Genomic DNA, 13,140 nt, shown 5'->3' with positions numbered 1-13,140 from the left:
TATATTATGTGCTATAATGCTATTTGTATATTAAATACAAGCGATGTATGTACGTTTACATATTAGAAAAGTTGATAAATATATAATTCGACAAATATTGTAAATTTGTCGAATTATGCGATAAAAAAATCTTTTAAAAAAAAGAATTATGACGTATTATATACATGGTTTAACTTTTTGGAAAAAGATAGTATTTATTATGGCTAATAAATTACTATTCTCCAAAAAGTGTTTGTAGATTAATATATGAATTTAGTAAATCACTAGTTTTTCAAATACATATTTCTAAAGCTAGTATTATATTTCTCAAGGAGGAAAATAAATCAATGGCAAAAAATAAGTCTTTTAACAAATTAATGGCTGGTACAATGACAGCTGCAATGGTGGCTGGCGTAGTAGCTCCAGTTGCTACAGCAGCAGAAGAGAGTGCATTTAAAGATGTTCCTAAAGGACATTGGTCTGCAGATGCGATCAACTCTATGGCTGCAAAAGGTATTATCGTAGGTATTGGTGATGGCCTATTCGGATTTGGTAACGATGTAACTCGTGCTCAAGTAGCTACTTTCATGGTAAAAGCGAAAGGCATTGAAGCTGGTTCAACGAAAACTCCATTCACAGATGTACCAGAAAGCAGCATTTATGCTAAATTCATCGCAGCTGCTGAAGCTAACAAAATCATGGCTGGTTTAGGCGACAATAAATTCGGTCCAGACGAGAAATTAACTCGTGCACAAATGGCACAGCTTCTTGTTAACGCATACGGTTTCAAAGCTGATGAAAACAACAAAAAATCTTTCAATGACATCGAAGGTTTACCTTGGGCAACTGCAAAATCTTCAATTGAAGCTCTTGCAAGTTTAGGTATCGTAGCTGGTGAAGGTGAAGGCAAATTTAATCCAAATGGTGTTGTAACTCGTGAGCAAGCTGCACAGTTCATCTACAATGCTATGAACTATCACCCAGAAGTAAAAACAGAAGCTAAAGTTGAATCTGTAAGTGCAATCAACGCGCAAGAAATTAAAGTTACATTCACAAACCCAGTAAATGAAAAATCTGCGGTTAACGAAGCTAACTACATTTTCAAACAAAATGGTGCTGATTTAACAGCTGCTGATTTTGAAGGTGAAGCTGGTAAAAAAGGTATTCTTTCAAAAGATGGTAAGAGCGTAACGTTCAAATTAAAAACTGAGAAAGCATTTGCTAACTCTGACAAATATGCAGTACATTCAACTACAGGCGTATTAGGTGCTGACTTAAAACCTGTAGAAAAATACCTTGATTCAGAAAAAACATTCTCTGATTCAAAAGCTCCAGAATTATTAGGTGCACGCGTTATTGGTAAAACAGTTGAGTTAACATTCAACAAACCAGTAAAAGAAAATGCTGACGTTAAAATTGACGGCGTTAAAATCGAAGGTGCAAAAGTTGCAAGTAAAACACCAGGTGTATACACTTTAACAACTTCTGCAATTGATAATAATGGAATCTTCGCAAAAGGCGATCATGAAGTAGTTGTATACGATGCTGAAGATACATTACGCGTAAATGCTAATAAAGCATCAATCTTAACAACAAAATACACTGTATCTTCTGATACAACAGCACCAGAAGTGAAAGAAGTTAAAGCTATTAACAACCGTACTTTCAAAGTTACATTCTCAGAGCCATTAAGCCAACACCCTGAAGTAACTGTGAAAAAAGGTAACTACACGTTCCCAACAGCAGCATATGATACTGTAGGCGGCAACGGTGTAGTACAATTTACAATTGATCCACAAGATGCAACTTCATACATCGTTTCTGTTAAAGAAGATGAAAAGGGAGCTCGTAACCCATTATATGCAGGTAGCGAAAAGAACGTTGATTTAAGTGTTAACCTTAAAAACTTCAAAGATACAGTAAACTTACTTGGTAAACCAGTTGATATGAGTGTTTCTTTAACTGAAGATACTGCTACACCAAAAGTATCTACTGATAGCTTAAACAAAATTGAAGGTAATAACTTACTAGTTAAATTCAACGGTAAAATTGCTGTAAATAATAAAAACCAAATCGTAGTACGTGACAAAGATGGCGTAGTTGTAACATCTGAAATCACAGCTGTTGGCGATGTATTAAACATTAAACTTGCTTCAGCAGCAAAAGATGAGCCATACACAGTAGAAGTAAAAGCTGGTGCTGTTAACTTTGCAAAAGATGAGAACTTAGCTTCTTACTCTGTAAACACTAATAGCAACGTTGCATTTAATACAACTGTTTCTACAACAGGTATCGTAACACCTGTAGTAGAAAAAAATGCTGACATTATTTCAATCGAAGGCGATGTAATCACTGTAAATTACGGTCAAGACATGAGCGGTAACGCGAAAGATGTAGAGAACTACAAAATTGACGGTAAAGCATTACCAGCAGGTACAACTGCAGAGTTCGTTGGTAGCAAACAAATCGTTAAGATTTCTTTACCTAAAAATTATTTTGCAAAAGCTCAAGATGCTAAATTTACAATTAGCACAAACGTATTAACTGCTTCTGGAAGCAAAGTAGTAGCTAACGCTCAAACAAAAGCTCCAGTTGAAAGCTTAATCAAATTCGCTGATAACACAGCTCCAAAATTAGCAAGCGCTGTTTATGTGAAAGCTACGAATGAAGCTGAAGTTTCAAATACAATCAAAGTTACATTTGATGAGAACGTTAAAGAGTTCGCTGCAGATGACGCTCAATTTATCAATGACTTAAAAGTTGTTGTAAATGGCAACAATACAGCAGTTAAAGGTATTAAGCATGGCGGCGAAAAAGAGAAAAACGTTGTTTACTTAACAACTGAAAAAGAGCTAAACGTTGCTCAAGCTGCAACAATTAGTGTAGTACCAAAAGGTGCATATAACCAAGAAATCAACATTACAGATGCTGCAGGTAACAAGTTATCACTTGGTAACGTAACTGCATCAACTGCTATTGTTCAAAAATAATAATAGATAGTATATCTGTTATTGACGAAAAACCCTTGCAGGAAATTTCCTGCAAGGGTTTTTTTCTATGATTCAGTTATGTGCGAGCATGGGACTTATGCTGTTTGATTGTTGCAAGAAGTAAACATAGCAAGTATAAAAAATGCCATGCCCTTAAAATAGGGGCATGGCATTTCAATGTTATTCAATTTCCAAATCAACAACCATATAAGCAAGTATGACAGTAAAGAATATACTTACGGCTGGTGCTGTTAATACGTGGCCGGACATAAAGCCGATTCCGAGCGATAGGACGAGTGTGCTAGTTAGTAGCATATGTTTTACGCTAAATAGCTTCTTGAAGTTTGTGATGATGCGAATGAATATTTTTATACCGAAATAAAGAAGCGGTAGTAAGTACATAAGGAATCCGACAATACCAAATGCGAAGAATATGTCGTAAAAATCCATTTCGACTAACTTCATTTTTGTTGTATAGTTACCAGCGTAGCCCATTCCAAATAGTTTTTGAGACAGTGGTGCTTCTTTATAGTATTGTTTATATACTTTTAAAAATTTGTCGCGATCACTGTAAATTAAACTTTTCACTTCAGAGTCTGTTAGTTCGCCTTGTTTATGTTCTTCTTCTTCAACTACTTTTCCTTCTTTTCGGTCTTTTTCTTCTTGTACTGATTTTTTGTATTCATATATTTGTAAATGGATGGTCATGTTTTTTGCGATAGGAGTTTGCGGTGTAAGTACGAGTAACCCTCCTAATACGACAGCAGCAACAATTGTATTTACAAGATATGTGAATCCTTTTCCTTCTTTTTTACGATGAATCATATATTCAATGAATAGGAAGAAAAGGGCGATACCTAGTGTAATAACGATGGCACCATAGCCTACTTTTGTTCCAATCATAATGCTTGCATACATCGCAAGTACAGTTGGAATCCAGTAATACGCTTTTGAGAAAGAAGTTGTTTTATGAACCGAGTATAAGACAACGATTGGGAACATAATGGCGAAAATGGAACTTAAATCATTTCCAGCAAAGAACCATCCTCTTGAACCGATCTTTGAGTTTGGATAGCTTGGGAAATCTGTACCAGTTGCCATAGCTGCGATGATTGAAATACTTAAAATTAACGTTGCATATAAGAAGTACGTAATGATTTTATGAAACGCATATTCGTTATTTTTTAATTCTTTTAGTGCGATAATATATCCAAACAGTAGTACAATTGGATATACACTTTTCAAAATAAATTTCACTTCTTCTCCAAATGAAACTGGAGATTTGACCATTAAATTATTCACAAGGCCGATTGCGAGTACGATGCCAAATAGACATAAATAAAGAATATACTTTTTCGCGCCTTGTTGTTTATGATGAAGAAGTAGATAACCTAATGCAAGAAGCATAAAGGCGAAACGGACTACGATTCCGACTGTTGCACTCATGTGTAATACATAGATTGAAAAAGATGTTAATAAATCTAAAATTGGTTGAAACACAATGAATAGCAGTAGGAAATGCGGGAAGGAATTAGCCGTCTGTTTTAACTTAGTAACCATATGTTCCTCCATTTCTTCATTCCTTTATTTCAAAACCTCTATATTAATAGGAAGGAAAAAGAATTTCTATATTTAATTTTTTATATCAAACTTAAGAATACACCATTTCATTGTAATGGTAAATAGATGAAAAGTATGGATAAACCGACTTTAATTTCTATATTTTTCAACGGAATTGTATGTTTTATACAAGGTCATATACAAATTACGAGATTATTAGACAGAAAATTAAGAAAAAAGAAGGGTTTTTCACCTTCTTTCTATAATTATATAAGTATAATCTTTATGTAGAAAAGAGGGGGATATATAATGGAAGTAACAAGTAAAACAGAATCTGTCGTTGTGAAATATGAAGGGCGCGTTGCAACGGTTATGGTCAATCGCCCAGAAGTGTTAAATGCATTAGATGAGCCAACGTTAAAAGAGCTATTACAAAAACTGAAAGAAGTAGCGGAGAGTTCTGCACATATTGTTGTGTTATGCGGGAACGGCCGTGGTTTTTCTGCGGGCGGAGATATTAAATCGATGCTTTCAAGTAATGATGAAAGCAAGTTTGATGGTATTATGAATACCATTTCTGAAGTTGTCGTGACTTTATATACGATGCCGAAGCTTGTGATTAGTGCTATTCATGGACCAACTGCTGGTCTTGGATTAAGTATTGCATTAACAGCTGACTATGTAATGGCGGATATTTCATCAATTATTGCGATGAACTTTATTGGAATCGCTTTAATTCCAGATGGTGGCGGCCATTTCTTCCTTCAAAAGCGCGTCGGTGAAAACATGACGAAGCAGATTATTTGGGAAGGAAAGAAATTATCAGCAACGGAAGCGCTTGATATCGGTTTAATTGATGAAGTAATCAGCGAGGATTTCCAAACGGCTGTGAAGCAAAAAATTAGTGAATGGTCACAAAAGCCGATTAAAGCAATGATTCAAACGAAGCAAATTTTATGTGAAGTAAATCGCTCTAATTTAGAACAAACGCTGCAGCTTGAAAAACGCGGGCAATATGCGATGAGACAAACAGCGGACCATAAAGAAGGTATTGCTGCATTTTTAGAAAAGCGTTTGCCAGCATTTAAAGGAGAATAAAATGAAATTTTAATTAGTGGTAGTTTTACTGCCGGCTAATTTAGAGTAAAGGGGAGAAAGTGCTAACACATTTTAGTATAATTGTGTTAGCACTTTTTTTAAGGAGTAATATATGAAGAAAATTATCGGTGTTATCGGCATGATTGTAATAGCATATTATGCTTTGCATAGTACACCATCTATGGCGGTGCGAACTGCTTTGTTTTTTGAAGGACATCCAAGCGTTGCGTTTTCTGGCGGGGTGACGAAAGAAAAAGATGTGAAAAAAGAAGCAATTCCAGCTGCGTACCAAACTTTATATGGTAAGGAAGAAGAATCAGAGCACTATTTCTTTCCGCATGTAAGAGCACATGGATCAGGAATTGATATGCTTAGTGCGTGTGTGACGAAGAAGTGGTTTTTCTATACAGCAGAGCTCGGATGTTATTAAACATAGGAGGATAAATGATGTCAGCATATAACAAGTTAGTAAGAGATCGTGTTCCAGAGAAGATTTTAATGTCTGGAAAAACATATACAGCACAAAATTTAACAGGACAAGCATACATACAAGCTTTAGCGAAAATTGGAACAGAAGAAATTCGTGAATTTGCTTCTATGAAAGAGCGTGAACATGCGCTAGATTCTCTTGCGGATGCACTGGAAGTGATCATCTCATTAGCGCGTGCAGAAGGTGCAACAATTGAAGATGTAGAACGTCTTCGTAAGCGAAAAGAAATAGAGCGCGGTGGGTTTGAAAGAGGCATTTATTTATTAGATGTTTCAGAAGAATAGTTTCGTAGGGAAAGTATGGCGTTAGTGAGTAACGCTATGCTTTTTTGTTGCAAATAAACTAATAATGAAGAAGATAGCTGTTAATATCCAGCCAATTGTAATAGAAGTAGTAGTGTGAACTGCATAAGAAACTTGTAAACAAAGTAAGGGTGCTAGAAACCAAATGAGTGCAGTGTATATATTTTTTTTTGATATATTCATATTTTATACCTCCTTTTGTATACTAAAAAGAATTTTACCGCAATTTAGAAAATTAAGCTATATGAGTAGAGGATTTATAGTAAATTCGGTATACTAAATAATAGAGAAAATGAGGAGGAAACGACAATGGCACATCATACGAAAGAAACGATGGAACTTATTAAGGAGCTTGTCTCTATTCCGAGTCCGTCTGGAAATACAGAGAAAATCATTCGTTTTATTGAAAACTATGTAAGTGAGTGGAACGTAGAAACGAAGCGTAACAATAAAGGGGCTCTCATTTTAACGGTAAAAGGTAAAAATGATGCACAGCACCGTTTATTAACGGCACACGTTGATACGTTAGGTGCGATGGTGAAAGAAATTAAGTCTGACGGTCGTCTGAGTCTTTCTATGATTGGTGGATTTCGCTGGAACTCTGTAGAAGGGGAATATTGCGAAATTGAAACATCAAGCGGTAAGACGTATACAGGAACGATTTTAATGCATCAAACATCTGTGCATGTATATAAAGATGCAGGTGAAGCGAAACGTGATGAGAAAAATATTGAGGTTCGTATTGATGAGCGTGTCTTTTCAGCTGATGAAGTACGTGAATTAGGAATTGAAGTAGGAGACTTCGTTTCATTCGATCCGCGCGTTCAAATTACAGACAGTGGATACATAAAATCACGTCATTTAGATGACAAAGTAAGTGTTGCGATTCTATTAAAATTAATTAAAAGATTACAAGACGAAAACGTAACATTACCATATACAACTCATTTCTTAATTTCTAATAATGAAGAGATTGGGTACGGTGGTAACTCTAACATTCCAGAAGAAACGGTTGAATATTTAGCAGTTGATATGGGGGCGTTAGGTGATGGACAAGCATCTGACGAATATACAGTATCTATTTGTGCAAAAGACTCTAGCGGTCCGTATCATTATGCACTGCGTAAACATTTAGTAGAGCTTGCGAAAACGAATCATATTGAATATAAAGTAGATATTTATCCGTACTATGGATCGGATGCATCAGCTGCGATTCACGCTGGATTTGATGTGAAACATGCATTAATTGGAGCGGGTATTGATTCTTCTCATGCATTTGAGCGTACACATGAAAGTTCGATTGCACATACAGAAGCGTTAGTATATGCATATGTAATGTCTCATTTAATTGAAGGATAATTTCATAGAAAATAGAAAGGGCTGATTGAAAATGTTGTTTTTAATCAGCTTTTTATTTGGGGATAAATATGAAGAAACTATTGATGGGTGGTATCGTAGTAAGTTTAGCGTTAAGTGGATGTTCTACAGAAAGTGCTAAAGAAATTTCAGGGGAAAAGGAAGTAAATAAGGTAGAGAATATTAAGGTAAGACATATGTCGAAGAAAACTTTAGGTAGTATAGAAAGGGCGATTCGTTTAATGAATAACGAATCTCTTTTTTGAATTTCATTTATATTTATTGTTCCTTATATATTCATCTTTAATAATATGAGCGGGAAACGTATTTACTACAGTGATAGAATGTTATAAACTATTATAGGAGTTATTTTCCAATTAATATTTTTAATATTAGTTTGATTAAGAGAATTATATAACGTGAGATTTCGAGAGGAGATTTAATTTTTATGAAGTACAAGGCAATAGCTGCTGGTATGTTAGCAGCAAGTTTACTAGCTTATCCAGTTAGTAGTTTAGCAGAAACGAAGAAGTTTTCAGATGTTCGAGACGACTCATTTGCAAAAGACGCAATTTACTATTTAGTAGAGCGAGATGTCATTAGCGGTATGACAAGTGATACGTTTGCTCCAAAAGGTCTTTTAACACGTGCGGAAGCAGCGACAATTATAGCGAAAGCAATTGGATTAAAAGTGGATCCAGCTGGGAAACCATCTTTTCATGATTCAAAAAATCATTGGGCAACTCAGTATATTGCAGCAATTGAAAAAGAAAATATCATTGCAGGCCGAGGAGCAGGCGTATTTGATCCTGATGGAAAAGTAACGCGTGCTGAAATGGCTTCTATGCTTGTTAAGGCTTATAAATTAAAAGGTTTAGTACCAGCCCCAATCACGAATCCATTTACTGATTTAGAAGGTCATTTCGGTAAAGAAGCAGCAAATATTTTAGTAGCGTTAGAGATTTCTGCTGGTACTGGGAAGACAATTTGGAGCCCGGATCTGTCTATACCACGTGAGCAAGCAGCGCAAATGACGTATAAAGCGGACAAGCTAAAGAAAAATAATGATAATACTAGCAAACCAGAAGAAACAACGAAGGAAATGTATATAGATCGTAAGTTCATTACATATCACCAACCATCTTTATCATCAGGAATCACTGACATGCAACATGAGCCACAAAAAGTTGTAGTAAAAGAAGAGCGAGATGGATGGATTAAAATTGTAACGAGCAAAGGTGAGAAATGGACACCTTTAAAAGAAAAAACAGAAGTTATTAATGAAGGATTTACAACATATGCAGAAGCGTCACATTCTTCTAAAGTGCTAGCGAAACGTGAAGCGCAAAAAGTAGTAGTTATTGAAGAAAAAGATAGTTGGATTCGTATCCGTACAAATAGTGGCTTCCAATGGGTTGATAAAAATCAATTAAATCCAGCGAAGCAAGATAACTTCCTAGAAGGTAAAGCGATTATTATTGATCCAGGTCACGGTGGAATTGACTCGGGCAATCCTGGTTATTATGAGAAAGAAAGCGAAACAGTATTAGACGTATCATTACGATTACAGAAAATATTTGAGCAAAAGGCACCATTTACTGTGATGTTCACTCGTACAGATGATACACGCCCAGGAACAAGTGGTCCTGATTCATTAAAGAAACGTGTAGAGTTTGCTCAAAAAAATAATGGAGATATTTTTGTAAGTATCCATGCTAATGGTTCTGAAAAGAAAAATGGACAAGGTACAGAAACATTATATTATAAGTCAGCAGCGCCAAGAGCAACGAATCCACATGTACAAGACAGTATTTTATTAGCACAAAAAATTCAAGACCGTCTTGTAGCAGCACTTGGAACAAAAGATCGTGGTGTGAGACATCAGGACTTATACGTAACTAGAGAAAATACAATGCCAGCTGTATTAACAGAATTAGCATTTGTAGATAATAAAAGTGATGCAGATAAAATTGCTACACCAAAACAGAGACAAGATGCAGCCGAAGCGATTTATCAAGGTATTTTAGATTATTACGAAGCAAAGGGTAATAGCGTATCTTCTTTCCGTTAATAAATAAAAAGAGATTGCCAATGGCAGTCTCTTTTATTTATTAACGTTTCTCTTTATTTCTGGCATGTGATATCATTTAATTTTACGTGAAAAGATATTCGAATAATTGTAATCATAATAATTTTAAACGATAAAGGATGATAATAGATTGAGTAATCATAGTAAAACACCTGCATGTATATATACGTATGCGTTTCGTGAGGAGGAGCGTGCTTTATGTTACTTGGAAATGCGCTCGTTCTTTGGAATGGAGTCTCACGTTAATATTTTGAAAAGTGATGTCAAAATTGATCCGAGTAGAAGTGCGTTTATGAAAGAGCGCGTTGAGGTTATGTATGAAGGAGACGACTTAGACAGTATTCTAAAACAAGTGGAACAAATTGATTTGGCGGGGGCGTCATTTAAAGTTATCTTCGTTAAAATAAATGACCTTGGGAAAGAAAATAAAATTGAATATGGGGAAAGACGTCTCATTGAACGCGACCTCGGTATGCATATTGAAGGAGAAGCGGATGTTCGTAATCCAGAGCGTGTATTCGGGATTGTTCCTCTTGGAGGACGCTGGTACTTCGGACACTATGTAGAAAGTGAGCCAGTTTGGTATCATCACATAAAAAAACCGCATAGCTATTCGACATCTCTTAGCACACGTGTTGCGAGATCGGTTGCAAATATTGCTGTACCAAATCCAGATGGAGTACGAGCAATTGACCCGTGCTGCGGTATTGGAACAGTAGTAGTAGAAGCACTTTCTATGGGGATTAACATCGTTGGTAGAGATATTAATCCACTTGTAGTTCTTGGAACGAGAAAAAACATCGCACATTTCGAGTTTGAAGGAACAGTAACAAAAGGTCCAATCGAAGAAATTACGGAGAACTACGACGTTGCCATTATCGATATGCCGTATGACTTATTTACGCATGCCACACCAGAAGACCAGTTCTCCATTCTTTCAAGTGCGCGCCGCATCGCTAAAAAGGTAGTCGTTGTCACGATGGAAACAATGGACGACATGATCCATGAAGCAGGATTCGAAATTACCGATCGCTGTGTTACAAGAAAAGGATCATTTACTAGACAAATTCTTGTTTGTGAATAAGAAAGGTCACCCGTTTGGGTGACTTTTTTTGCTTTGTATGAATGTGGGATTGGTTGGTGGAATGGAGGAGTGATTTGGTGGGAATTGTTGAATCGCTGATAAATGCCGAGAAGCACTCGATAACAGATTACTCTTTTTTTGTCTTCTCCTGTTCTGCAGTTAGTAAATTACGTAAGACATGTCCGCGGTAACTTTCTAATTTTCGTCCTTCATGATAGCGCACGCCTAATTTTTTTAGTTCAGCTACGTACCAGCCTTTTGTTCCATAGTACATTGGATCACTTCCTTTTTCTTTTGAACAGTATATGTGGCGGGGGGAGAGAATTTTCTATTTTATTCAGCATTAGTGCTACAAATTTGAAAAACATGTAAGAAGAATATGATATTACTTCTATTTTTAGTTTATAAAAATAGGTTTTATAGTAAGAATTTCTAAAAATATAAAGGGGGAATATGCTTTGTTTCCAGGTACTTTATATGAAACACATGTTAAAACAAAAAATTTAGAAGTGGCAAAGGAGTTTTATACTAAACTTGGATTATTTCATGCTCTCACAATTGAAGAACGCCGTGTAGCATTCTTTTGGTTTGATAAAGATAATAAAAAGGAACAAATGCTGGGTATTTGGGAGGTATCAGAAGACGCATTCCATACAAGTCACTTTGCATTCAAGGTTAACTATGAAGAAATCATTCATGCAAGAGAATGGCTTCTTAATAAAGGAATAAACCCAAGGGCCGCTTTTGGTCTTGAACCTTCCGAGCCTATGGTCCAGACTTGGACACCTACTGCAAATCTTTATTTTTATGATCCTGACGGTAATTCTTTAGAATTTCTATGTTTACTTCCTGAAAAGAAAAACGTAAAACAAGATGTCATGTATTTAAGTGAGTGGGAAAAATTGCCGAATTGAATTTGATTTTGGCTCAAATCCCGCAAATCTATTTTAAAAGGAACTATAACCTCGCCTATGCGGCATCACACCCTGAGTTTTCGGGGTTTTTTGTTTTGGATTTGGTGAGTACGGGACTAGGGGTTAATACTCACCGACTGTCTACTGTATAAAAAAGTAGACAGTAGTGTATGCTTTTTTAAACAATGTATACAAATCTATACCCTATGCGTTGGCATGATATTTGCAAAGGAAATAGTATCAACATATAGGGGAGAGATAGAAATGAAGGTTAGTAAAATATACACGACAATTGATGCGCACGTAGCTGGGGAACCGCTTCGAATTATTACGGGCGGCGTGCCAGACATAAAAGGAGAAACGCAGCTGGAAAGACGCGCATACTGCATGGAACATTTGGATCATCTTCGCGAAATTCTTATGTATGAGCCGAGGGGACATCACGGTATGTACGGTTGTATTATTACACCGCCAGCAAGTGCTCACGCTGATTTTGGTGTGTTATTTATGCACAATGAAGGTTGGAGTACGATGTGTGGTCATGGCATTATTGCTGTTATTACAGTCGGAATTGAAACTGGTATGTTTGAAGTGACAGGTGAGAAACAAAAGTTCATCATTGATAGCCCTGCTGGGGAAGTGATTGCGTACGCAAAATATAACGGTAGCGAAGTAGAGTCCGTATCATTTGAGAATGTCCCTTCATTTGTATACAAAAAAGACGTTCCTATTAAAATAGATAACTATGAATTTCAAGTAGATATCGCGTTTGGCGGAGCATTCTACGCTGTTGTGGATAGTAAAGAATTTGGTTTGAAGGTCGATTTTAAAGACTTAGCTGCTATTCAAACGTGGGGCGGTAAAATTAAGCACTACATTGAGAGCAAAATGGAAGTAAAGCATCCACTTGAAGAAGGGCTAAAAGGAATATACGGCGTTATTTTCTCAGATGAACCGAAAGAAGAAGATGCAACTTTACGAAATGTAACGATCTTTGCTGACGGGCAAGTGGACCGTTCTCCTTGTGGCACAGGAACTTCCGCAAGAATCGCAACCCTTTTTGAAAAAGATGTTTTACAAAAGGGAGAAATTTTCGTCCATGAATGCATTACTGACGGGAAATTTGAGGGAGAAGTATTGTCGGTAACAGCGGTAGATACATATGAAGCTGTCGTTCCGAAAGTAACAGGGAATGCATTTATTACAGGATTTCATCAGTTCGTTGTAGACCCGAGAGATGATTTGAATCGGGGATTTTTGTTAGGATAAGAAGAGGGG

The 13,140-nt window shown here is 36.2% G+C and carries 12 protein-coding genes and 1 pseudogene; 10 read left to right on the top strand and 3 right to left on the bottom strand.

The window, feature by feature from the left end; translation table 11 throughout:
• Positions 1-326: 326 nt before the first annotated feature.
• The gene (locus QCI44_RS23730; RefSeq protein ID WP_016133728.1) at positions 327-2,969 is read left to right on the top strand and encodes an S-layer homology domain-containing protein; all 2,643 of its coding nucleotides are present in this window, start codon (positions 327-329) and stop codon (positions 2,967-2,969) included.
• Positions 2,970-3,149: 180 nt separating this feature from the next.
• Here QCI44_RS23730 and QCI44_RS23725 read toward each other — a convergent pair whose 3' ends face one another.
• Positions 3,150-4,529 (bottom strand): O-antigen ligase family protein, encoded by a 1,380-nt coding sequence (locus QCI44_RS23725; RefSeq protein ID WP_016133729.1) that lies wholly within the window; start codon positions 4,527-4,529, stop codon positions 3,150-3,152.
• A 309-nt stretch (positions 4,530-4,838) separates the two neighbouring features.
• Between QCI44_RS23725 and QCI44_RS23720 the strand changes: the two genes are divergently transcribed.
• The 3 genes from QCI44_RS23720 (at position 4,839) to QCI44_RS23710 (ending at position 6,401) form a co-directional block, all read left to right on the top strand.
• On the top strand, positions 4,839-5,627 hold the full coding sequence (locus tag QCI44_RS23720; RefSeq protein WP_016089135.1) for an enoyl-CoA hydratase: 789 nt from the start codon (positions 4,839-4,841) through the stop codon (positions 5,625-5,627).
• A 112-nt stretch (positions 5,628-5,739) separates the two neighbouring features.
• Complete coding sequence (locus tag QCI44_RS23715) at positions 5,740-6,057, top strand: hypothetical protein (protein WP_016133730.1); 318 nt, start codon at positions 5,740-5,742, stop codon at positions 6,055-6,057.
• A 17-nt stretch (positions 6,058-6,074) separates the two neighbouring features.
• On the top strand, positions 6,075-6,401 hold the full coding sequence (locus QCI44_RS23710; RefSeq protein WP_016089133.1) for a nucleoside triphosphate pyrophosphohydrolase: 327 nt from the start codon (positions 6,075-6,077) through the stop codon (positions 6,399-6,401).
• A 21-nt stretch (positions 6,402-6,422) separates the two neighbouring features.
• Here the strand turns inward: QCI44_RS23710 and QCI44_RS23705 are convergent, their stop codons facing one another.
• Positions 6,423-6,602, bottom strand: a complete 180-nt coding sequence (locus QCI44_RS23705; protein WP_016133731.1) for a hypothetical protein — start codon at positions 6,600-6,602, stop codon at positions 6,423-6,425.
• Positions 6,603-6,728: 126 nt separating this feature from the next.
• Here QCI44_RS23705 and QCI44_RS23700 point away from each other — a divergent pair, with 126 nt between their 5' ends.
• From QCI44_RS23700 to QCI44_RS23685, 4 genes are all read left to right on the top strand, one after another.
• Positions 6,729-7,778 (top strand): M42 family metallopeptidase, encoded by a 1,050-nt coding sequence (locus QCI44_RS23700; RefSeq protein WP_016133732.1) that lies wholly within the window; start codon positions 6,729-6,731, stop codon positions 7,776-7,778.
• A 68-nt stretch (positions 7,779-7,846) separates the two neighbouring features.
• Positions 7,847-8,041 carry a hypothetical protein gene (locus QCI44_RS23695; RefSeq protein WP_016133733.1) on the top strand — a complete coding sequence of 65 codons (195 nt, stop codon included), beginning with the start codon at positions 7,847-7,849 and terminating at the stop codon, positions 8,039-8,041.
• 182 nt (positions 8,042-8,223) lie between these two features.
• Complete coding sequence (locus tag QCI44_RS23690) at positions 8,224-9,846, top strand: N-acetylmuramoyl-L-alanine amidase (RefSeq protein WP_016133734.1); 1,623 nt, start codon at positions 8,224-8,226, stop codon at positions 9,844-9,846.
• Between the two features lie 148 nt (positions 9,847-9,994).
• On the top strand, positions 9,995-10,948 hold the full coding sequence (locus QCI44_RS23685; RefSeq protein ID WP_088083367.1) for a TRM11 family SAM-dependent methyltransferase: 954 nt from the start codon (positions 9,995-9,997) through the stop codon (positions 10,946-10,948).
• A 127-nt stretch (positions 10,949-11,075) separates the two neighbouring features.
• Here the strand turns inward: QCI44_RS23685 and QCI44_RS23680 are convergent.
• A pseudogene (locus QCI44_RS23680) lies at positions 11,076-11,275 on the bottom strand (YflJ family protein); the annotation flags it as partial.
• Positions 11,276-11,406: 131 nt separating this feature from the next.
• Between QCI44_RS23680 and QCI44_RS23675 the strand changes: the two are divergent.
• Positions 11,407-11,862, top strand: a complete 456-nt coding sequence (locus QCI44_RS23675; RefSeq protein WP_016089127.1) for a VOC family protein — start codon at positions 11,407-11,409, stop codon at positions 11,860-11,862.
• Between the two features lie 216 nt (positions 11,863-12,078).
• Positions 12,079-13,131 (top strand): proline racemase family protein, encoded by a 1,053-nt coding sequence (locus QCI44_RS23670; protein ID WP_116349135.1) that lies wholly within the window; start codon positions 12,079-12,081, stop codon positions 13,129-13,131.
• Positions 13,132-13,140 lie beyond the last annotated feature (9 nt).

Source organism: Bacillus cereus group sp. RP37, assembly GCF_040459695.1.
GTDB lineage: Bacteria > Bacillota > Bacilli > Bacillales > Bacillaceae_G > Bacillus_A.
Note: the sequence above shows the minus strand (reverse complement) of the source record. Positions and strands in the feature narration are given on the sequence as shown.

Excerpts from the sequence above, each read along its gene's own strand:
- QCI44_RS23730 (WP_016133728.1), top strand. The coding sequence starts at position 327 with ATGGCAAAAAATAAGTCTTTTAACAAATTAATGGCTGGTACAATGACA.
- QCI44_RS23725 (WP_016133729.1), bottom strand. The coding sequence starts at position 4,529 with ATGGTTACTAAGTTAAAACAGACGGCTAATTCCTTCCCGCATTTCCTA.
- QCI44_RS23720 (WP_016089135.1), top strand. The coding sequence starts at position 4,839 with ATGGAAGTAACAAGTAAAACAGAATCTGTCGTTGTGAAATATGAAGGG.
- QCI44_RS23715 (WP_016133730.1), top strand. The coding sequence starts at position 5,740 with ATGAAGAAAATTATCGGTGTTATCGGCATGATTGTAATAGCATATTAT.
- QCI44_RS23710 (WP_016089133.1), top strand. The coding sequence starts at position 6,075 with ATGTCAGCATATAACAAGTTAGTAAGAGATCGTGTTCCAGAGAAGATT.
- QCI44_RS23705 (WP_016133731.1), bottom strand. The coding sequence starts at position 6,602 with ATGAATATATCAAAAAAAAATATATACACTGCACTCATTTGGTTTCTA.
- QCI44_RS23700 (WP_016133732.1), top strand. The coding sequence starts at position 6,729 with ATGGCACATCATACGAAAGAAACGATGGAACTTATTAAGGAGCTTGTC.
- QCI44_RS23695 (WP_016133733.1), top strand. The coding sequence starts at position 7,847 with ATGAAGAAACTATTGATGGGTGGTATCGTAGTAAGTTTAGCGTTAAGT.
- QCI44_RS23690 (WP_016133734.1), top strand. The coding sequence starts at position 8,224 with ATGAAGTACAAGGCAATAGCTGCTGGTATGTTAGCAGCAAGTTTACTA.
- QCI44_RS23670 (WP_116349135.1), top strand. The coding sequence starts at position 12,079 with ATGATATTTGCAAAGGAAATAGTATCAACATATAGGGGAGAGATAGAA.